Annotated in this window: 22 protein-coding genes and 2 pseudogenes; 8 read left to right on the forward strand and 16 right to left on the reverse strand. The window is 59.3% G+C overall.

What is annotated here, in order from left to right:
• Positions 1-55: 55 nt before the first annotated feature.
• Positions 56-259, reverse strand: coding sequence for a hypothetical protein (locus tag ACMXYH_RS18800; RefSeq protein WP_008154564.1), 204 nt, complete (start codon positions 257-259; stop codon positions 56-58).
• A 211-nt stretch (positions 260-470) separates the two neighbouring features.
• Between ACMXYH_RS18800 and ACMXYH_RS18805 the strand changes: the two genes are divergently transcribed.
• Positions 471-833, forward strand: coding sequence for an NUDIX hydrolase (locus tag ACMXYH_RS18805; protein WP_129443496.1), 363 nt, complete (start codon positions 471-473; stop codon positions 831-833).
• A 6-nt stretch (positions 834-839) separates the two neighbouring features.
• Here the strand turns inward: ACMXYH_RS18805 and ACMXYH_RS18810 are convergent.
• The 9 genes and pseudogenes from ACMXYH_RS18810 to ACMXYH_RS18850 form a co-directional block, all read right to left on the reverse strand.
• A pseudogene (locus ACMXYH_RS18810) lies at positions 840-1,103 on the reverse strand (alpha/beta hydrolase); the annotation flags it as partial.
• Positions 1,104-1,220: 117 nt separating this feature from the next.
• Positions 1,221-1,994, reverse strand: a complete 774-nt coding sequence (locus ACMXYH_RS18815; protein ID WP_415764453.1) for a 1,6-dihydroxycyclohexa-2,4-diene-1-carboxylate dehydrogenase — start codon at positions 1,992-1,994, stop codon at positions 1,221-1,223.
• A gap of 139 nt (positions 1,995-2,133) precedes the next feature.
• Positions 2,134-3,147, reverse strand: coding sequence for a benzoate 1,2-dioxygenase electron transfer component BenC (gene benC / locus ACMXYH_RS18820; protein WP_129443492.1), 1,014 nt, complete (start codon positions 3,145-3,147; stop codon positions 2,134-2,136).
• A gap of 10 nt (positions 3,148-3,157) precedes the next feature.
• Positions 3,158-3,646, reverse strand: a complete 489-nt coding sequence (gene benB, locus ACMXYH_RS18825; protein WP_415764455.1) for a benzoate 1,2-dioxygenase small subunit — start codon at positions 3,644-3,646, stop codon at positions 3,158-3,160.
• On the reverse strand, positions 3,643-5,007 hold the full coding sequence (gene benA, locus ACMXYH_RS18830) for a benzoate 1,2-dioxygenase large subunit (RefSeq protein ID WP_415764456.1): 1,365 nt from the start codon (positions 5,005-5,007) through the stop codon (positions 3,643-3,645). The genes benB and benA overlap by 4 nt, the downstream gene beginning before the upstream one ends.
• Positions 5,008-5,217: 210 nt before the next feature.
• Positions 5,218-6,177, reverse strand: coding sequence for an AraC family transcriptional regulator (locus ACMXYH_RS18835; protein ID WP_415764457.1), 960 nt, complete (start codon positions 6,175-6,177; stop codon positions 5,218-5,220).
• 223 nt (positions 6,178-6,400) lie between these two features.
• The gene (gene catA, locus ACMXYH_RS18840; protein ID WP_129443486.1) at positions 6,401-7,330 is read right to left on the reverse strand and encodes a catechol 1,2-dioxygenase; all 930 of its coding nucleotides are present in this window, start codon (positions 7,328-7,330) and stop codon (positions 6,401-6,403) included.
• Between the two features lie 55 nt (positions 7,331-7,385).
• Positions 7,386-7,676 (reverse strand): muconolactone Delta-isomerase, encoded by a 291-nt coding sequence (gene catC, locus ACMXYH_RS18845; RefSeq protein ID WP_046053497.1) that lies wholly within the window; start codon positions 7,674-7,676, stop codon positions 7,386-7,388.
• 10 nt (positions 7,677-7,686) lie between these two features.
• On the reverse strand, positions 7,687-8,835 hold the full coding sequence (locus ACMXYH_RS18850) for a muconate cycloisomerase family protein (RefSeq protein ID WP_415764459.1): 1,149 nt from the start codon (positions 8,833-8,835) through the stop codon (positions 7,687-7,689).
• A gap of 127 nt (positions 8,836-8,962) precedes the next feature.
• Here ACMXYH_RS18850 and ACMXYH_RS18855 point away from each other — a divergent pair, with 127 nt between their 5' ends.
• Positions 8,963-9,847 carry a LysR family transcriptional regulator gene (locus tag ACMXYH_RS18855; protein WP_129443480.1) on the forward strand — a complete coding sequence of 295 codons (885 nt, stop codon included), beginning with the start codon at positions 8,963-8,965 and terminating at the stop codon, positions 9,845-9,847.
• A 189-nt stretch (positions 9,848-10,036) separates the two neighbouring features.
• Here ACMXYH_RS18855 and ACMXYH_RS18860 read toward each other — a convergent pair whose 3' ends face one another.
• The 3 genes from ACMXYH_RS18860 to ACMXYH_RS18870 form a co-directional block, all read right to left on the reverse strand.
• Positions 10,037-10,279, reverse strand: coding sequence for a DUF1652 domain-containing protein (locus ACMXYH_RS18860; protein WP_415764460.1), 243 nt, complete (start codon positions 10,277-10,279; stop codon positions 10,037-10,039).
• Positions 10,280-10,398: 119 nt separating this feature from the next.
• Positions 10,399-11,298, reverse strand: coding sequence for a polysaccharide deacetylase family protein (locus ACMXYH_RS18865; RefSeq protein WP_415764461.1), 900 nt, complete (start codon positions 11,296-11,298; stop codon positions 10,399-10,401).
• Positions 11,299-11,447: 149 nt separating this feature from the next.
• The gene (locus ACMXYH_RS18870) at positions 11,448-12,395 is read right to left on the reverse strand and encodes an ABC transporter substrate-binding protein (RefSeq protein ID WP_415764463.1); all 948 of its coding nucleotides are present in this window, start codon (positions 12,393-12,395) and stop codon (positions 11,448-11,450) included.
• A gap of 296 nt (positions 12,396-12,691) precedes the next feature.
• Here ACMXYH_RS18870 and ACMXYH_RS18875 point away from each other — a divergent pair.
• The 6 genes and pseudogenes from ACMXYH_RS18875 (at position 12,692) to ACMXYH_RS18900 (ending at position 16,894) form a co-directional block, all read left to right on the forward strand.
• Positions 12,692-13,690, forward strand: a pseudogene (locus tag ACMXYH_RS18875) (aliphatic sulfonate ABC transporter substrate-binding protein).
• A 49-nt stretch (positions 13,691-13,739) separates the two neighbouring features.
• Complete coding sequence (locus ACMXYH_RS18880) at positions 13,740-14,576, forward strand: ABC transporter permease (RefSeq protein ID WP_415764464.1); 837 nt, start codon at positions 13,740-13,742, stop codon at positions 14,574-14,576.
• A gap of 3 nt (positions 14,577-14,579) precedes the next feature.
• Positions 14,580-15,293 carry an ABC transporter ATP-binding protein gene (locus tag ACMXYH_RS18885; protein ID WP_415764465.1) on the forward strand — a complete coding sequence of 238 codons (714 nt, stop codon included), beginning with the start codon at positions 14,580-14,582 and terminating at the stop codon, positions 15,291-15,293.
• Positions 15,294-15,358: 65 nt separating this feature from the next.
• Entirely contained in the window at positions 15,359-16,039 is a 681-nt protein-coding gene (locus ACMXYH_RS18890) for an SOS response-associated peptidase (protein ID WP_415764466.1), read from the forward strand.
• Between the two features lie 263 nt (positions 16,040-16,302).
• Positions 16,303-16,575 (forward strand): hypothetical protein, encoded by a 273-nt coding sequence (locus ACMXYH_RS18895; protein WP_415767724.1) that lies wholly within the window; start codon positions 16,303-16,305, stop codon positions 16,573-16,575.
• 91 nt (positions 16,576-16,666) lie between these two features.
• On the forward strand, positions 16,667-16,894 hold the full coding sequence (locus ACMXYH_RS18900; RefSeq protein WP_134417131.1) for a DUF6555 family protein: 228 nt from the start codon (positions 16,667-16,669) through the stop codon (positions 16,892-16,894).
• 63 nt (positions 16,895-16,957) lie between these two features.
• On the opposite strand, the gene ACMXYH_RS18905 is transcribed toward ACMXYH_RS18900, so the two are convergent.
• Genes ACMXYH_RS18905 through ACMXYH_RS18915 form a run of 3 tightly spaced genes read right to left on the reverse strand, consistent with a single transcriptional unit; the run spans position 16,958 to position 18,189 of the window.
• Complete coding sequence (locus ACMXYH_RS18905) at positions 16,958-17,119, reverse strand: hypothetical protein (protein WP_165353281.1); 162 nt, start codon at positions 17,117-17,119, stop codon at positions 16,958-16,960.
• A gap of 60 nt (positions 17,120-17,179) precedes the next feature.
• Positions 17,180-17,491 carry an AzlD domain-containing protein gene (locus tag ACMXYH_RS18910; protein WP_415767725.1) on the reverse strand — a complete coding sequence of 104 codons (312 nt, stop codon included), beginning with the start codon at positions 17,489-17,491 and terminating at the stop codon, positions 17,180-17,182.
• Positions 17,491-18,189 carry an AzlC family ABC transporter permease gene (locus tag ACMXYH_RS18915; protein WP_129443464.1) on the reverse strand — a complete coding sequence of 233 codons (699 nt, stop codon included), beginning with the start codon at positions 18,187-18,189 and terminating at the stop codon, positions 17,491-17,493. The genes ACMXYH_RS18910 and ACMXYH_RS18915 overlap by 1 nt, the downstream gene beginning before the upstream one ends.
• Between the last annotated feature and the right edge of the window lie 182 nt (positions 18,190-18,371).

Below are 18,371 nucleotides of genomic sequence, written 5' to 3' on the forward strand. Positions count from 1 at the left end.
CGGGACCTCAGCGCCCAGCGAAGAAAAGCCCCTGCGAACCGGGGCTGCAAGTGCGCTATTTATCTGATTTCTGGCTGCGTGCAGGCCGACTTGCTTTGGCCTTGTAGCCGGGAAGAGCGGCCGCAAAGGCCAGTGCTTCCTCTCTACTGCCAAAGGCTCCAAGCCGGTCACCTTTGGTGCACACTCGCCATGGGCCGTTGTTCACGCTGAGTACGTCATAACCGTTCATGTGCATTTTGGTCAGCATTGGAACGCTCATAGTCACCTCCATTTCGGCAGTGATGATCCTGGATTCACTTGAATACCTTACACCCGACCTTCCATGAAGTGCCGACCAGACGTCGCGCCAGGATTCCGACATCCGGATGCACTTTCAACTTCGTCCATCACTCCAACCATTGAGACAGACACCCCGGCTCGAATATTGCATTTTTATGACTGATTTATGACAAACGGCAATCAGGTAACACATGAAAGTACGCGCGACCGTCATTTGCGAGCAGGACCGGCACATTCTCCTGGTGCGCAAGCCAAGGAGTCGCTGGATGCTACCCGGCGGAAAGGTTGAGCGCGGTGAAGCCATTGCCGACGCCGCCACGCGAGAGCTTCAGGAAGAGACAGGGCTTGGAGTCGACGGGATGCTGTACCTGATGGAGATGCAAACGGCCAGCACCCGACACCATGTGTACGAGGCCTTTGTGACGAACCCGGGCGAGGCCCGCCCGCAAAACGAAATTTTCGATTGCATCTGGTATCCGCTGGACGCGGTACAGAACCTGAACACAAGCGACGCCACGCTCAGAATCATCAAAGCGTTTCAGCGTCGCCTGTAAGGCTCTCTATCCTGCGGCCAACGCCGTCGCGGCCTTATCGATGAACGCTGCAATCTCGACCGGCATCGACGCCAGGGACGCATGGCTGGCGTTCAGGGCCAGGATCTCCCTGGCGTTCAGCCGCTCCGCCATCCACTGCTGATTTTGTGGTGCGATCATCCTGTCATCTGTGGAAACCTGATACCACGACGGCTTCTTCTTCCACGCCACCGTGGTAATGGTGTCGCCGAAGGTGCTGGCCAGTGGCGCTTTCTGGGTGATGCCCATCACCCGCGATGACTTTGTTCCAGTGGGCAGCTCCGCCCCAAAAACCATGGACCAGCACGATCGTGGGTTTGTCGCTCATCACGATGACTCCGATTGAGGATGGGTTGTTGGCCAGTCGCGTCAGCCCAGGTCGCCGCCACCGACCGGCATGATCATGCCGGTGATATAGGACGCTTCGTCGCTGGCCAGAAACAGAATAGCGCTTGTCTGTTCATCCAGCGTGCCATAGCGCTTCATCAAACTGCTGTCGAGCGTCTGGTCGACAATCTGCTGATACCAGACCTTCTCCTGCTCGCTCTGATCGGCGCTGTTGCGCGGAATCACCCGCGGCGGCGCTTCGGTGCCACCGGGTGCGGTGGCATTGACCCGAATCCCGCGACCGGCGGTTTCGAAGGCCAGGCAAGCGGTCAGCGCGTTGACCCCACCCTTCGCCGCACCATACGGCACGCGATTGACACTGCGCGTGGCGATGGACGAAACGTTGACGATAGCGCCACTCCCCTGCTCAAACATGAACGGCAGCGCGGCATGACAGCACCACAGCGTCGGGAACAGCGAACGGCGCACTTCGGCCTCGATCTGCGACGCTTCGTAATGCTCAAAAGGCTTGGTCCAGATCGTCCCGCCTACATTATTGACCAGCACATCCAGACGCCCGAAACGCTCGACGGCGATTTGCATCACGCGGCTGCATTCGCTGTATTGCTCAAGATCTGCGGTCAGCGCCAGCACCTGGCTGCCCTGCCCCAATTGCTGCTGAACCTCGAACACCAACTCGGAGCGATCGACCAGAATCAACCGCGCCCCTTCCGCCGCCATGCGCTCGGCAACGCGCCGACCGATGCCTTGGGCGGCGCCGGTGATCAGCGCGACTTTTTCGTGGAATCTGTTCATACATACCTCGTGTTTGCGCCAACCCCTCCGTAGGAGCTGTCGAGTGAAACGAGGCTGCGATCTTTTGATGTCGCCCTTATAAAGATCGCAGCCTCGTTTCACTCGACAGCTCCTACAGGGACAATGCCGCAGAGAATTCTTACGCCGCGCTGGCGGCAAATTTCTCGTAGTAAAAGTTTGTCGGCGCGATGCCTTTTTCACGAATGAACTGGCTGACCGCCTCGACCATCGGCGGCGGGCCGCACAGGTAGACATCGACGTCGCCTTCGTTCAAATGCTGCGGTTCGATGTGTTGGGTCACGTAGCCCTTGAGCGGGTGCTGACTGTCCGGGTTGGCCACGCAGGCACTGAAGCTGAAGTTCGGGATTCGTGCGGCGAAGGCTTCGAGTCGATCCATCTCCACCAGATCGAAATCGTTGGTCACGCCGTAGATCAAATGCAGCGGATGCTCACTGCCCTGCTCGGCGATTTTTTCCAGCATCGCCGTGAACGGTGCCAGTCCCGTACCACCGGCCAGCAGCAACAACGGACGGCGAATGTCGCGCAGATAGAAGCTGCCCAACGGCCCGGCCAGGCTCATGCTGTCGCCGGCCTTGGCCATGCCGGTGAGGAAGCTGCTCATCAAGCCGCCGGGCACGTTGCGGATCAGGAAACTGACCTCGCCGTCGCGCTGCAACGAGCTGAACGAATAGGCGCGGGTCTGCTCGCTGCCGGGAATCCCGAGGTTCACGTATTGCCCCGGCAGGAACGCCAGTTTGCTCAGGGCTTCGCCTTTGATCGACAGCGCGATAGTGCTGTCGGACAACTGGCGCACGGCACTGATGGTGGCGTCATAACTGGCCTGACGGGTGCGGCATACCTCGGATGAGGTCGGCACGCGCACCACGCAATCGCTCTGGGCGCGCATCTGGCAGGTCAGGACAAAACCTTGCTCGGCTTCTTCCGCGCTGAGCGCATCTTCGATGTACTCCTCGCCCAAATCATAACGGCCGGCCTCGGCGAAGCATTTGCAGGTGCCGCAAGCGCCGTCGCGGCAGTCCAGTGGAATATTGATGCCCTGGCGATACGCGGCATCGGCCACGGTTTCTCCGGCGTTGGCGTCGATGAACCGGGTGACGCCGTCTTCAAAATTGAACGCAATGGAATGAGTCATGACGGCTGCCTCACAGGTGGTAAACATCGATGACCTGGCGAACGTAGTCGTTCTTCAGGATCACTTTCTTGGCCTTGATCAGCGGGTTTTCACCGCGCACATCGAGGGTGTAGAAACTGCTGCCGAAATAGCTGTCGACGGTCTTGTAGCGAAAGCTCAGGGTGTACCAGTTGAAGCGCACTTTGCAGAAGCCGTCGGCCTGCTCGAGCAGCTCGATGTTGCTGATGTTGTGCGAGGTGCGGGTGTCTGGAATGCTCGCACTGGAGCGTTCGGTCTTGATGCGGAAGACGCGGTCTTCCAGGCCAGTGCGGTTGCCGTACCAGATCAGCGAGATTTCCCGCTGCGGGTCTTCGGTCAACTCGTCGTTGTCGTCCCAGGACGGCATCCAGAACGTCGCGTCCGGGGCGTACAACTCCAGCCATTCGTCCCATTGCCGGTCATCGAGATAGCGCGCTTCGCGGTAGAGAAAGTCGCGCACGGTGTCATAGGTGATGGTCATTGCACGGCCTCCACAGGAATCAGTTCGGACTGCTCGGCGGCCAAGGCCTTGAGCATGGTCTGCTGCCAATACTTGTGTTGCAGCACGAACAGGCCTTCGTCTTCGGTGCGCACGCCGCTGAGCAGCGGATGCAGGTCGATTTCCTTGGCCGCCTCATCGGCGCCTTCGATCCAGTGTTCGGCGCCACGGGACATGTCGTTCCAGGCGGTCACGCTGCCCTGATAACTGGTCTGGCAGGAACGGAATTCTTCCAGATCATCCGGGGTAGCCATGCCGCTGACGTTGAAGAAGTCTTCGTACTGACGAATCCGGCTCGAACGGGCGTGGTCGCTTTCGCCTTTGGGAGCGATGCAGTAAATGGTGATTTCCGTGCGGTCGACCGAGATCGGCCGGGCGATACGGATCTGCGAACTGAACTGGTCCATCAGGTACACGTTCGGGTACAGGCACAGGTTGCGCGAGTTCTCGATCATCCAGTCGGCGCGGGCCTTGCCGAAGTCCTGGGCCAGTTCGTCGCGACGCTCGTACAACGGGCGATCTTCAGGGTTGGCCCAACGGGTCCAGAGCAACATGTGGCCCTTGTCGAAGGAGTAGAAACCACCGCCCTGCTTGGCCCAACTGCCGGCACTCATGGTCGGGTTGCAATCGCCGGCCTCGCGCTGCTTGCGCTGGTTCTGGGTGGCCGCATAGTTCCAGTGCACGGAGCTGACGTGATAGCCGTCGGCGCCGTTTTCGGCGGTGAGCTTCCAGTTTCCTTCGTAGATGTAGCTGGAGGAACCGCGCAACACTTCCAGGCCATCGGCGGACTGGTCGACGATCATGTCGATGATCTTTGCCGACTCGCCCAGGTGTTCAACCAACGGCACGACATCAGCCTTGAGGCTGCCAAACAGGAAGCCGCGATAGGACTCGAAACGCGCAACCTTGGTCAGGTCGTGGGAGCCTTCGCAGTTGAAGCTCGCCGGGTAGCCCGCTTCGGCCGGGTCCTTGACCTTGAGCAGCTTGCCGGAGTTGTTGAAGGTCCAGCCGTGGAAGGGGCAGGTGTACGAGCTTTTGTTCCCGGACTTGTGCCGGCACAGCGTCGCGCCACGATGGCTGCAGGCGTTGAGGAACGCATTGAGCTCACCGTCCTTGTTGCGCGCGATGAAGATCGAGTGGCGCCCCATGGTGGTGGTGTAGAAGTCGTTTTTGTTGGGGATCTGGCTTTCGTGGGCCAGGTACAGCCAGTTGCCTTCGAAGATGTGCTGCATCTCGAGATCGAACAGCCGCGGGTCGGTGAACATCTCGCGCTTGCAGCGATAGATGCCCTGTTCTTTGTCATCTTCGAGCAGGGAGTGAAGGTATTCGGGTCGCAGGGACATGGCCGCCGCCTCCATTGTTTTTATTCAGGCAGGGCCATGCTAGGACGGGCGGAAGTGGCGGACTATCCGCTGGGTGCAGACCCGTATCCGTTTACTGCAAAATGCAAGAACCCCGTAGGAGCTGCCGCAGGCTGCGATCTTTTGATCTTGCCTTTAAAAAGCAAAATCAAAAGATCGCAGCCTGCGGCAGCTCCTACGGGGTCCGGTGTTTCAGTGGCGGCGTTTGAGGGTGTCCGACGGCAGTTCGCCAAACTGTTTGCGGTAGCTGTCGGAGAACCGGCCCAGGTGCAGGAAGCCGTAATCCATCGCCACTTCCGTGACGTTGCGCACGTTGCAGGTCGGGTCGCTCAGGCAGGCGTTGATGCGCTCAAGGCGTTTTTGCCGGATGTAGTTTTTCGGCGTGGTGCCGGCGTTGCGTTCAAACAATCCGTACAACGAGCGCAGACTCATCCGCGCCTGGCGCGCCAGTTCTTCGCTGTCGATGTCCTGTTTGAGGTGGCCCGCGATGTAGTCGGCAATCACCTCGAACGTGGCCGTCTGTGAGCCGAGACTGATCCGGCTGACATTGGTCTTCATCAGGCTGAGCATCTTGCTGACGATGATCTGTGCGTAGTGCTCCTGCACCCTGGGAATCTGCTCGGTGGCCTCAGCTTCCTGGCAAATCATCGCCAGCAGACCGACAAAGCCTTCCAGTTCATCGAGCTGATAACGGTTCTCCAGAAACCGCACGCCCTGCCCCGGATAGCGCCAGCGCTGTTCATCGCACACGGATTCCAGCAACGAGGTGGGGACTTTCAGAATGAATTTTTCGCAATCGTCGGAATACGTCAGGTCCACCGGATCGTCGGGATTGATCAGCAGCAACTCGCCGGGCGCGAAGTAGTGTTCCTGGCCGTGGCCGCGCCACAGGCAGTTGCCGCGCAGCAGCACTTGCAGGTGATAGATGCTTTCCAGCGCACCGGAAGTGACCCGTACGCTGCCGCCATAGCTGATGCGGCACAGGTCGAGGCTGGCAAACTTGCGATGATTGAGGCTGGCCAGCGGTCGCCCGGCCCGGGGCATCAGAATGCAATGGTTACCGACATGCTGATTGACGTACCCCGACACCGCGTAAGGGTCGGCGTGGTCGAATACGGTGCTGCGCTGACTCAACAGTTGCGCTTGCATCATCGGGTCACTCTCATTGTTGTTATAGGTTGCGTCGGGCCATTCTAGAACAGTGCGCGCAACGGTGTGTCAGTAGGCCGACGTGCTGCCAGTCGGTTAACCGAAACCCGTGTGGGAGCGGGCTTGCTCGCGAAGGCGGTGTGTCAGTCAGCGTTGATGCTGAAGCTGATGGCCCCTTCGCGAGCAAGCCCGCTCCCACAAGATCGGGTTCGCTCACATCCCGCGATCAGTCCTCGAGTGCGCGGACCCGCTCGTGGCGTTGCTGCTCGTCGGGTTGCGCGGAGGTCTGCAAGGTGAAATCGAAGTCGATTTCGGCAAAGCGACCGCTGACGCCATGGGCCGCTGCGCGCTGTGGATCGTCGCTGAAGGTGATTTTGGCAATCAGCTCGTCACGGGTGGCATAGGCGAAATCGTCGTGCAGGTATTGATCGCCATCGAGGTTGATCTGGGTGGTCAGGTGACGATGATCCGGCGCGGAAATGAAGAAGTGAATGTGCGCCGGCCGTTGACCATGACGGCCCAGTTGATCGAGCAGTTGCTGGGTCGGACCGTCCGGCGGGCAGCCATAGCCCGACGGCACGATGCTGCGCAAGCGATAACGACCTTCGGCATCGGTGACGATACGACGACGCAGGTTGAACTCCGATTGAGTGGTATCGAAGTAGGAATAAGTGCCGCCGGTGTTGGCGTGCCAGACATCCACCACCGCGCCGGCCAACGGTTCGCCGGCGGTGTTTTTGACCTGGCCCTGCATGAACAGCACCACACCCGGATCGACGCCGTCATCCAGTCGCGCTTCGCCTTCCGACAGCGGCGCACCCGCCACGTACAGCGGGCCTTCGATGGTCCGCGGTGTGCCGCCGGCCTTGCCGGCCTGCTCGTCTTCGGCGTCCATCAGCAGGTCGAGGTAATGCTCCAGACCGAGCCCGGCCACCACCAACCCGGCCTCTTGACGCGCACCCAGCACGTTGAGGTAGTTGACGGCTTTCCAGAACTCTTCCGGGGTCACGGCCAGGTCTTCGATGATGTTCACCGAATCACGCAGGATGCGGTAGACCAGGGCCTTGACCCGCGGGTCGCCGGCGTCGTTGAGCAGACCGCTGGCCTCTTCGAGAAACTTCTGGACACTGGCAGTGTGGGAAATCTTGACGTTCATTTTGGTGGGTTCCTCATCTTGTAATTATTAGCGTAGCGAACTGAACAGGCTGGGTTCAGCGGTCATCCTCGCGAATGGAAGAAGGATGCCGGCACATCGCGTCGACCTCGATCGCCATGTACGGAAACAGCGGCAATTGCATGAGCAGGTCGTGCAGTTCCTGCACGCTGTCGACGTCAAAAACGCTGTAATTGGCATAGTGCCCGGCAATGCGCCACAGGTGACGCCACTTGCCCTGCTCTTGCAGGCGCTGGGCCAGGGCTTTTTCGTCAGCCTTCAATTTGGCGGCTGCTTGCGGATTCATGTCGACCGGCAGGTTCACGGTCATTTTTACGTGGAACAGCATAATGCTCTCCTCAGGCGTGATGAATGGCAGTAGACGTTTTGTCACGACGGAAGAACGCCAGACGTTCTTCATCGAGGCTCAGGCCCAGGCCCGGTGTTTTCGGCACGTGCAACTCGAAATCGCGATAGACCAGCGGCTCGCTGAGAATGTCTTCAGTCAGCAGCAGCGGGCCGAACAGCTCGGTATCCCACGCCAGTTTGTTCAGCGTGACAAAGGCATGGGCCGAGGCCAGGGTGCCGATGCCACCTTCGAGCATGGTGCCGCCATACAGGCCGATACCGGCCGCTTCGGCAATCGCAGCGGTTCGCAGCACGGCACGCGGGCCGCCGTTCTTGGCGATCTTCAAGGCAAACACCGAGGCCGCGCCTTCACGGGCCAGATTGAACGCATCTTCCACGCACTCGATGGATTCGTCGGCCATGATCGGCACCGGGCTCACGGCGTTCAGGCGCGCCATGCCGGCGCGGTTATTGCGAGAGATCGGCTGTTCGATCAGGTCGATGCCGTTGGTTCCCAGGATCCGGCAGGCGCGCAGCGCAACCGCTTCATCCCAGGCCTGATTGACATCGACCCGCACGCTGGCGCGGTCGCCCAGGGCTTTTTTGATCGCAATGACGTGGGCCAGGTCGCGGTTGACCTCACCCGCGCCGATTTTCAGTTTGAAAATCCGGTGGCGGCGCAGGTCGAGCATTTTTTCCGCTTCGGCGATGTCCTTGTCGGTGTCACCACTGGCCAAGGTCCACGCCACTGGCAGGGCATCGCGAACGCGGCCGCCCAACAACTCGCTGACCGGCAGCCCAAGGCGCTTGCCCTGAGCGTCGAGCAAGGCGGTTTCGATACCTGATTTAGCAAAGGTGTTGCCACGGATGCTGCGCTCCAGGCGCAACATCGCGGCATTCACATTGGCGCTGTCCTGGCCCAGCAGCAGCGGTGCGAAGTGTCGGTCGATGTTGGTCTTGATGCTGTCAGGGCTTTCGTTGCCGTAGGCCAGGCCACCGATGGTGGTGGATTCGCCAATACCTTCAATGCCGTCGGCGCAGCGCACGCGAATGATCACCAGGGTCTGGTTCTGCATGGTGTGCATCGCCAGCTTGTGCGGGCGGATGGTCGGCAGATCGACGATGATCGTCTCGATCGATTCAATGGCTGTTGCAAGCATGTCGATACCCGTCAGGTTCTTAAAGTTCTGGAACCGATTCTGGTACGGCTTTTTTCGGGAAGCCAATATAGAATTGGTCTGACTTGATACCTTTAAGGTATGCAACCGACTTGCATCTGGAGGCTCCATGGAACTGCGTCACCTGCGGTATTTTCAGGTGTTGGCTCAAACCCTCAACTTCACCCGTGCCGCCGAGCTTCTGCACATTGCCCAACCACCCCTGAGTCGGCAGATGCAGCAATTGGAGGATGAACTCGGGGTGTTGTTGCTGGAACGCGGGCGGCCGCTGAAGCTGACCGACGCCGGCCGATTTTTCCATGAACACTCCACCGCCCTGCTCGAGCAACTGGGCAAGGTGTGCGACAACACGCGACGGATCGGTCTGGGCGAAAAGACCTGGCTGGGCATCGGTTTCGCCCCATCGACGCTCTATGGCGTGCTGCCGGAACTGATTCGCCGTTTGCGCAGCGGCGAGCCCCTGGAGCTTGAACTGGGACTCTCGGAAATGACCACGTTGCAGCAAGTTCAGGCGCTCAAGGCCGGGCGTATCGATATCGGCTTCGGGCGAATCCGCATTGACGACCCGGCGATCATCCAGACTGTGTTGACTGAAGACCGACTGGTCGCCGCCCTGCCCGCCGGCCATCCATTACTGGCCGGGCCGATCAGCCTTCGCGAACTGGCGAAAGAACCTTTTGTGCTGTACCCCGGCAACCCGCGGCCCAGCTATGCCGATCACGTCATCGCGTTATTCGAATCCTATGGCGTGAGCATCCATGTGGCGCAATGGACCAATGAGCTGCAAACAGCCATCGGTCTGGTGGGAGCGGGAATCGGCGTCACCCTGGTGCCGGCCTCGGTGCAATTGTTGCACCGCGACGACATTGGTTTCACGCCGCTGCTGGAAGACAACGCGACCTCGCCGATCATTCTCAGCAGGCGCGTGGGCGACGTATCGCCGGGGTTGAATCATTGCTTGCAGATGATTGATGAACTGCAGCCGCGGAAGTAATTGCAGCTGTAACGCGATCCGTAGCAGCTGGCGAAGCCTGCGTTCGGTTCGGGCCGCGTTCGGACGAAGCGGTCGTGAAATCAGGCACTGCGGTGTTTCAGGTGAACCGCGGATGCCGGTTTTACGACTGCTTCGTCCGAACGCGGCCCGAACCGAACGCAGGCTACGCCAGCTGCTATATAGTCCACTTCAGCCGGCAAACGCCCGACGACCGGCGCGCATCTCGATGCGTAACTCGCCAATCAGATTGGAGATATCGCGAACGTTGGTCAGCCGTTCGGGTGATACACCGGTAATCAACAGATCAATTCGCCCGGCGGAGGGTTCGTAGACTTTGATCCGTAACGTTCCGTCCGGATTCACCGTGCAGGCACAGGAAAGCGGTTGAAAACCGGACTCAACAATGCGGCAAAGCTCAGGAACTGAAACCATGACAGGCGCCTCCGTGGCCATTAATCGGATCCAACTTGCTCAGCATAGATGGGCTTTTCCCATCCTGCGCTCGCCAATGCTGAAAATAAGTGTTAGCTGTTTCTCACTTTGGCGACCTTTCAGTGAGAATCCCCACCCCAGATCCAATTCCAGAGCCCCGGCAATTTAACCGGCTGTGAACTGTCGCGAACGGTACGCGCCATGGCGGCCCGTTGCAGCGCTGCCGTGTCGTCGTAAAACGGCTTTTCGGCGGTTTTCACACCGGCAGCCTGTGCACTGTCGAGCAGGATTTGCAGGTACTCGCGAGTATGCCGGGCGGTATAGCGATTGAGGTCGTGGAAGGTCACCACCACCGGAATCACCCCGTCCACCACCGGTAATTCGCCAAGGGCGATGCGCTCGCGCACTTCGGACATTGTGCGCAAGAAGTGGGCCCGCCGCCGGGGGCTGGCGTTGAAGCCCCAGATCTTGCCGTCATTAGCGCTCAGATCGGTCAGCAGCACATGCATGCCGTGTTGCTGATAGGCCGCGAAAGTGCGTTTGTCGTAGTTCCAGAATGGCGGGCGCACCAGGGTCGGTGGAGCACCGGTGATCGCAGCGATGTCGGCGCTGCCGTTGGTGAGGGACTGTTCCAGTTCCTGTGGGTCCAGGGAGCGATGATTGGTGTGCCCGGGCGTGGCCGTGTGAAAGCCCAGGATCTGACCTACGGCCTGTTCGCGATGCATGACCTGGCGCCCTATTTCACTGCCGCCGGCGCGTGAGGCGCGGGTCTGCACGAAGAACACCGCTTTGAGGTTCGGTTGCACCGGGTTAGTGGCCAAACTGTCGAGCACCGTCATCGTCGGATTCCAGAAACTCGAGGCGCTGGGACCGTCGTCGAAGGTCAGCAGAAAACGGATCGGTGGTTGCGCGCTCAGACGCTGTTCGGTCTGCGGCGTCATTTCGATGGGAGAAGCGATACACCCAACCAGCCCTGTGGCGATGATGAGTGCAGATAGAACCTTGAACAGCCGTTTCATGTTTTGCCTTGGGCCAGACCGTTACGGTCAACACGTCAAAGGGCAAAAATCCTTCGCCCATTTATCCTTCGTCGGCCCGCAAGTCGCTGCAGGCCGAGGTTGGATAAGGGTACACAGTGTTTGGTTCCAGTGTTGCCCGGCATCGTGGGTTACTGGGCAAACGCCTGCTGAAACGAGCTGTCGATAATCGGCGCCGTCGCCAATGCAGCCGGCAGCGCTTTTACCTTGAACAGGAAGTCCGCCGTGCTTTGCAGATCATTTGCTGCCTGCGCATCCACCGGGCCGACGGTCATGTGGGCCTGGCGCAACCAATGGCGCGAGACGTTCTGGTCAAGGTTGGCTTTCTTCGCCCAGAGATCGGCGTACTCGTCGGTGTGATTGTCGACCCAGGCCCGGGCCTTTTTCAGGCGCACCAGAAAGTCGGCAATGGCTTCGCGTTTGCTGTCGATCGACGGCGTCGAGGCGGCGATGGCGCTCAGGCCGGGCATCAGGTTCTTGGCGGTGAGGATCGGCCGGGCGCCGGAGAACAGGATCTGCTGAGAGATGTAAGGCTCCCAGACCGGGAACGCGTCGATGCTGCCCTGAGGCAGCGCGGCGGCGGCATCGATCGGCATCAGTTTGATGAAATCGACATAGTCTTCCGGCAGGTCGGCTTTTTCCAGGGCGCGCAGGGTCAGTTGCTGGCTCCAGGCACCGGGCCAATAAGCGACTTTCTTACCCTTCAGATCGGCGATGGTTTTGACCGGTGAGTCCTTGGGCACCAGCAAGGCGATGGTGTCGGGGTTTTGCCGCGACACGCCGATCAGTTTCACCGGCGCCTGCTTGGCGGCGAGGAACAGAAAACCCGAATCGCCGAGAAAACCCAGATCCAGCGCGCCGGTGTTCAGCGCTTCGGCCAGCGGCGCGGCGGCCTGGAAGTGCTTCCAGTCGACAGTATAAGGCGCATCTTTCAGTACGCCCGACGCCTCCACCGAAGCGCGAACGTTGTAGTAGTTCTGATCACCGACGTGCAGGACGACGGGCTCGGCGGCGTAAGCCAGTGGTGCGGCGAACAGTGCGCTAGTCAGCAGACTGCGCACGAATCGGGACAGGTTCATCGGGGGCTCCTTGAGGGTTATTGCGATAGACCATAACGCTCTTACAAGAGGCTTTTAAAATTCGATTTATGCATAAGCTCATGACCAGCAGCGAACAGTGTTTGCCCAGCAACAGCGACTAAACAGACTGTTTTCCCTTGAACATTTCTCTGCCCCTGCTTCAGCGCCAAGGCCTTGAAAACACTCGTCACGTAAAACATGGCACAGAGCCTGCAATATTCCTTTTATGCAGGAAGCATTTATAAAAAATGTTTTTTTGGAAATAAGAACTTCGCCGCCTTGCCTGGAGCTGTCCCATGAAAACCACCTTCCGTTTTCCCCACGTCAGATCTCTGCTCAGCGCTTGCGCCCTGGCGCTGAGCCTGCTACCGCTTGCCCAGGCCGCTGAAGCGCCACCGGCCGAAGTGCATCTGGATTACGCCTATTACTCGCCCGTGAGCCTGGTGCTCAAACACTTCGGCTTTCTGGAAAAAGCCCTGCCACAGACCAAGGTCAGCTGGGTGCTGAGCCAGGGCAGCAACCGCTCGCTGGAATACCTCAACAGCGGCGGCGTCGACTTCGCCTCCTCCGCCAGCCTCGCCGCCGTGCTGAGCCGCGCCAATGGCAGCCCTATCAAATCGGTTTACGTCTACAGCCGCGCCGAATGGACGGCGTTGGTGGTGCGCAAGGATTCACCCTACAAGACCGTGGCCGATCTGAAAGGTAAAAAAATCGCCGCCACCAAGGGCACCGATCCGTACCTGTTTACCCTGCGCAGCCTGCAACAGGCAGGCCTGGGCAAAGACGATGTGGAACTGGTGCATTTGCAGCACCCGGACGGTCGCACTGCGCTGGAAAAAGGTGACATCGACGCCTGGGCCGGACTCGATCCGCACATGGCCGCGAGCCAGGTTCAGGCCGGCTCCCGGTTGCTCTATCGCAACACTCATTTCAACAGCTACGGCGTGGTCAGCGTCACCGACAGCTATGCCAAAGAACACCCACACACCATCGACACCGTACTGAATGCCTACGAGCAAGCTCGCGAGTAGGCGGTAAAAAATCCCGAGGAACTGGCGAAGCTACTCGCTGGCGAATCCGGTCTGCCGCTGGAAGTGGCCAAACTGCAATTATCGCGCACCGACCTGAGCAGCCCGCAACTGACCGCCAAGGATGTGATCGCTTCCAAGGCTGCCGCACCGATCCTGGTTTCCGAAGAACTGGTTCGTCGTGGGGTGAATGTCGATCAAGTGATCGACCAACTGATCGACATCGGCTTCAAAGAAACCGTGGCTCGTGTAGGAGCTGTCGAGTGAAACGAGGCTGTGATCTCTTGATCTTGATTCGTCGTGACCGGAGAACCCAATGACCAGCAAAAGTAAACACCTGTCCGCCCCGCTGGCATTGCCGGCACTCCGACGCCTCAACAACGCCTGGAAACTCCGCCTCAAGGCCCTCGCCCTACCGGTGCTGATCATCCTGCTGCTGGAATTCGTCGTGCGTATCGGCTGGTTGCCGTCTTACCAAATGCCGGCCCCCAGCGAGATCGCGCTGACCTTGAGAGACCTCGCCGAAGGCGCGCTGTGGAAGCACATCAGCGCCAGCCTGTTGCGGGTGCTGCTGGGGTTCGCCATCGGCGCCGGTCTGGCCTTGGTATTCGCCGCGTGGGTCGGTTTGAGCCGCGAAGCCGAAGCCTGGCTGGAGCCAACGTTCGCCGGCCTGCGCTCGATTCCAAGTCTGGCCTGGGTGCCGCTGTTGCTGCTGTGGCTGGGCATCGACGAGACCTCGAAAATCGTCTTGATCGCCATCGGTGCCTTCTTCCCGGTGTACCTCAACGGCGTCGCGGCGATCCGCGACATCGACCGCAAACTGGTGGAAGTCGGGCAGATGTACGGTTTCAGCCGGCCGCGACTGGTGCGCCGAATTCTGCTGCCCGCCGCCCTGCCCGGTCTGTTCACCGGGTTGCGCAGCGGCATGAGCCTGGCCTGGATGTTTTTGGTCGCCGCCGAACTGATCGCCGCGACCAAAGGCTTGGGGTATCTGCTCAGCGACGGTCGCGAGACTTCACGCCCGGACATCGTGCTGGCGGCAATCATCGTGCTGGCGCTGTTGGGCAAACTCAGCGATGGCATCCTCGCCGGCCTGGAGAAACGTTTCCTCGCCTGGCGCGACACCTTCAACGGCCAAAACGCAGAGGATTGAGCCATGACCGACCACCTGCTGGACATTCGCGTCGAGCGCAAAACCTTCGCCGCCACCACCGTGCTCAATAACATCCATTTGCAACTACAACCCCGGGAGGCCGTCAGCCTACTGGGGCCCAGCGGCTGCGGGAAAAGCACGTTGCTGCGGATCATCGCCGGCCTGGAAAAGGACTTTGAGGGCGAAGTGCTCAGCAGCGCCGGGGAAGTCGCTTTTGTGTTCCAGGAGCCACGACTGATGCCATGGCTGACAGTCGAACAGAACATTGGTTTCAGCGCCGACAACCAATACGACAAAGCCTGGGTCGCGCAACTGATCGACGAAGTCGGCCTCGGCGGTTTTGCTCAAGCCCTGCCCAAAGCGCTGTCGGGCGGCATGGCGCAGCGGGTGGCGATCGCTCGCGGCCTCTACTCGCGACCGCAGGTGCTGTTGCTCGACGAACCCTTCAGCGCGGTGGACGCCTTTACCCGAATGAAACTGCAGGACCTGCTGCTGCAACTGGGCGAACGTCACGCCATCGCCCTGCTGCTGGTGACCCACGACGTGGATGAAGCGCTGTACCTCAGTGATCGGGTGCTGGTGATGGACAATCGTCCCAGCAGCATTCGTCAGGAGCTTGCGGTGCAACTGGCCCATCCCCGTGACCGGCGGGACCCTTTGCTGGCTCGCCTCAAGGCCTTGTCGTTGACCGAGTTGCAGCGCGCCCATGTGATCTGAGCAACTAAGCTGAAATCTCCAGCCAGAGAGCTTCAGTCAGAGCTCTTCAATCGGAGTATCAGCCCATGTGCGGACGCCTGTCGCAGTACCGTGGCATTCACGATTTTGTCGCCGTGCTGAGCATCCCCGACGCGTTGATCAACCACGTCGGTGATGAACCGCTGGCCCGCTACAACGCGGCGCCCACCACGCAACTCGCCCTCCTGCATCTGGAGAGCAACGGCCTGCACGCCGATTTTCAGCGCTGGGGATGGCGGCCGCGCTGGGCGAAGGATCGGGCGGCACCGATCAATGCACGGGTCGAAAAAGTCGCCCACGGCGCCTTCTTCCGGGCGATCTGGCCGCACCGCGCGATCGTGCCGATCGACAACTGGTTCGAATGGGTCGACGCCGGGGATTCGACGAGGCAACCGTGGCTCATCCGCCGACGGGACCGGGCGCCGATTTTATGCGCGGCGATCGGACAGTTTCCCGGCGCGGGGGGTGAGTCGCGGGCCGACGACGGTTTTGTGATCATCACCGCCGACAGTGCGGGCGGCATGCTCGACATTCATGACCGGCGCCCCGTGGTGTTGTCTGCGCCGCTGGCGCGGGAATGGCTTGACCCGGCCACCCCCAAAGAACGCGCAGAGCAGATGGCGCTGTTGCAGGGTGAAGTCAGCGAGGTTTTCGAGTGGTACAAGGTTGACAGAGCAGTGGGCAATTCAAGAAATCAAGGCGTTGCACTGATTGATGAAACACCCTGAACGTATCAATACAGACATAAATGCAGGAATAAGCAACAGTTATATATACATATTCAACACTTAATCGTTACACATGTCGTCTCATCCAAGAAACACTTGCCTTTGTTTGGCGATTTAACTATTAACCGCCTGTCTGACATTTCGATACATTCAGAATAACTATGGATAGCATGCGCGCCGCATTCCCTCGGCACCCCGCAATTGACCAAAGAGTCAATAAACCAAGGAAATCCCTACAACAACAAGCCTTGCAGAGAATTAAATTGCGCGACGATTTCATAATTAATCAAATCGATGGTCTGGCGTGTGTTTATCTTTCGAAGACAGAACATTACCCACTCGACTGTTTTATCGGGCAATACATAAAGACCCGCAACCTGCATTCAATTGCCACTATCGGCGACCTCCTGCGTACAACCCTCGAACGCTATCCGGGTAAACCTCCAGTCATGGTCAACGAGCTGAACGCCTGGATCGACAAGACCTTGGGTTATCGGGCCTCCCACCCCGATTTTCTGACGCTGGAAGAGGTTTGAGTTGATGGACCGGGTTCATTCAGCCAAAGAACTGAACGAACCCGACATCGAGCCACTCTCAAAAACTGAGCTTCGGCCCAAGGAGGAATATATGAGCAAACTCATCCCCTATGCCGTGCACTATATGTTCGACGGCGTTCGTCAGCACTTTTTCAAACTGGTCGAACAGTTTTCCGATGTCGAGGCGATACATTCGGCGTCCGCCCATGCTTATCCCGACTCCGACCGTCAAATCGCCGCACACGCCAACCTCGAAACCGCGCGCATCAAAGCGCAACAATTGGGTATTACGCACATTCGCTGGAATGAAGCGATCTGATTTAATAATCGCCCAATGAAAAGCCCCGCTTGATAGCGGGGCTTTTTTGTATGTGCAGATCGGTCAAGGCTTCAGCGGACGTTCCTGGTCGCGGTCTGACAGTTCTTTACCGTCGTCGGGGTGCTTCCAGTCCGGCGTCGAACGCCTCTGCCGCTCGATTTCCTCTTCCGTGGGTTCGTCATCCACATCTTCATCCGGGTCCGGACGCTTTGGATCATTAGCCATGCTCACCTCTCTTCCTGTAGGGGTCACCTTTAAGCGTAGAACAGTTTCGACGGGAACGACTTAGAGCCACCAACGCAGCAAAAAGAAGAATCCCATGCTCAACAACATGCTGAACAAGGTATTGCGGGTGTAAAGCACCAGCCCCACCGCCACCAGCGAACTGATCAGGTACGGGTTGTCCCACTGCAGATTCAGCTGCTTGTCCGGCATGAACACGATCGGCCCGCAGATCGCCGTCAACATGCCCGGCACCGCAAACCCCAGGAACTGCCGCGCATTACTGCTCAAGCGCACGGGCAGCCGCGGCTCCAGAAACACATAGCGGTTGAGGAACACCAATAGCCCCATGCCAAAAATAACCGCCCAGACCATCATGTGCGTCCACCGTAGAATTTGTTGCAGATAAAGCCTGCGGTCATGCCCGCCAACCCCGACAGTACTAGCGCCGAGCCCCATTGCCAGTAGCTGAACAGCACCGAGCAGAACAGCGACACCGCCACACACACCACGGTCGGCACGTTCCGCACCACGGGGGTGATCAGGGCGATAAAAGTCGCCGCGATGGAGAAGTCCAGTCCCAGATGTTCCAGCCCCGGAATGCTGCTGCCCAGTACGATACCGGCCAGGGTGAAGAGGTTCCAGGCGATGTAAAATGTCAGGCCGACACCCAACGCGTACCAGCGGTTGAACTGTTGTTTGTCATGCGCACTGGTCAGGGCGAACAGCTCATCGGTGAGCAAAAAGCCCAACCCCACACGCCAGCGACCCGGCAACGGCGAAATCACAGAACGCAGGCTCATCCCGTAGAGCAAATGCTGGGAGGTCAGCAGCAGCGTCGTCAGCAAAATCGAAAAGATCCCGGCACCGCCCTTGAGCATGCCGATCGCCACCAGTTGCGCCGCCCCGGCAAACACGATGCTCGACAACCCCTGGCCTTGCAGGGGCGTGAGATTGGCCTCGATGGCCATGGAGCCGGCCAGCAGTCCCCAGGGCGCGGTGGCCAGGGACAACGGCATGATCGCCGCAGCGCCGCGAAGAAAGGCACTGCGCGGCATGAGTGAATTGGACATAACGCTCTACAACCAGGGAAAGACTTCAGACTGTGCCAGCAGTCATGGCCGAAGGCTTGAACAATCTTGCGCACTTGGTCCGCGGCCAGGCACAACGGCAGAATGCGTGCGGAGCTCGCTGATTTTCGCGATTGACAAAAATCGCGCCGGCTTTTAAAACTGAGCGCCTCATTCAGGGTGTA

Origin of the sequence: Pseudomonas frigoris (genome assembly GCF_047758635.1) — a bacterium.
GTDB classification, from domain to species: Bacteria; Pseudomonadota; Gammaproteobacteria; order Pseudomonadales; family Pseudomonadaceae; genus Aquipseudomonas; species Aquipseudomonas frigoris.

Excerpts from the sequence above, each read along its gene's own strand:
- ACMXYH_RS18800 (WP_008154564.1), bottom strand. The coding sequence starts at position 259 with ATGAGCGTTCCAATGCTGACCAAAATGCACATGAACGGTTATGACGTA.
- ACMXYH_RS18805 (WP_129443496.1), top strand. The coding sequence starts at position 471 with ATGAAAGTACGCGCGACCGTCATTTGCGAGCAGGACCGGCACATTCTC.
- ACMXYH_RS18815 (WP_415764453.1), bottom strand. The coding sequence starts at position 1,994 with ATGAACAGATTCCACGAAAAAGTCGCGCTGATCACCGGCGCCGCCCAA.
- benC (WP_129443492.1), bottom strand. The coding sequence starts at position 3,147 with ATGACTCATTCCATTGCGTTCAATTTTGAAGACGGCGTCACCCGGTTC.
- benB (WP_415764455.1), bottom strand. The coding sequence starts at position 3,646 with ATGACCATCACCTATGACACCGTGCGCGACTTTCTCTACCGCGAAGCG.
- benA (WP_415764456.1), bottom strand. The coding sequence starts at position 5,007 with ATGTCCCTGCGACCCGAATACCTTCACTCCCTGCTCGAAGATGACAAA.
- ACMXYH_RS18835 (WP_415764457.1), bottom strand. The coding sequence starts at position 6,177 with ATGATGCAAGCGCAACTGTTGAGTCAGCGCAGCACCGTATTCGACCAC.
- catA (WP_129443486.1), bottom strand. The coding sequence starts at position 7,330 with ATGAACGTCAAGATTTCCCACACTGCCAGTGTCCAGAAGTTTCTCGAA.
- catC (WP_046053497.1), bottom strand. The coding sequence starts at position 7,676 with ATGCTGTTCCACGTAAAAATGACCGTGAACCTGCCGGTCGACATGAAT.
- ACMXYH_RS18850 (WP_415764459.1), bottom strand. The coding sequence starts at position 8,835 with ATGCTTGCAACAGCCATTGAATCGATCGAGACGATCATCGTCGATCTG.
- ACMXYH_RS18855 (WP_129443480.1), top strand. The coding sequence starts at position 8,963 with ATGGAACTGCGTCACCTGCGGTATTTTCAGGTGTTGGCTCAAACCCTC.
- ACMXYH_RS18860 (WP_415764460.1), bottom strand. The coding sequence starts at position 10,279 with ATGGTTTCAGTTCCTGAGCTTTGCCGCATTGTTGAGTCCGGTTTTCAA.
- ACMXYH_RS18865 (WP_415764461.1), bottom strand. The coding sequence starts at position 11,298 with ATGAAACGGCTGTTCAAGGTTCTATCTGCACTCATCATCGCCACAGGG.
- ACMXYH_RS18870 (WP_415764463.1), bottom strand. The coding sequence starts at position 12,395 with ATGAACCTGTCCCGATTCGTGCGCAGTCTGCTGACTAGCGCACTGTTC.
- ACMXYH_RS18880 (WP_415764464.1), top strand. The coding sequence starts at position 13,740 with ATGACCAGCAAAAGTAAACACCTGTCCGCCCCGCTGGCATTGCCGGCA.
- ACMXYH_RS18885 (WP_415764465.1), top strand. The coding sequence starts at position 14,580 with ATGACCGACCACCTGCTGGACATTCGCGTCGAGCGCAAAACCTTCGCC.
- ACMXYH_RS18890 (WP_415764466.1), top strand. The coding sequence starts at position 15,359 with ATGTGCGGACGCCTGTCGCAGTACCGTGGCATTCACGATTTTGTCGCC.
- ACMXYH_RS18900 (WP_134417131.1), top strand. The coding sequence starts at position 16,667 with ATGAGCAAACTCATCCCCTATGCCGTGCACTATATGTTCGACGGCGTT.
- ACMXYH_RS18905 (WP_165353281.1), bottom strand. The coding sequence starts at position 17,119 with ATGGCTAATGATCCAAAGCGTCCGGACCCGGATGAAGATGTGGATGAC.
- ACMXYH_RS18910 (WP_415767725.1), bottom strand. The coding sequence starts at position 17,491 with ATGGTCTGGGCGGTTATTTTTGGCATGGGGCTATTGGTGTTCCTCAAC.
- ACMXYH_RS18915 (WP_129443464.1), bottom strand. The coding sequence starts at position 18,189 with ATGTCCAATTCACTCATGCCGCGCAGTGCCTTTCTTCGCGGCGCTGCG.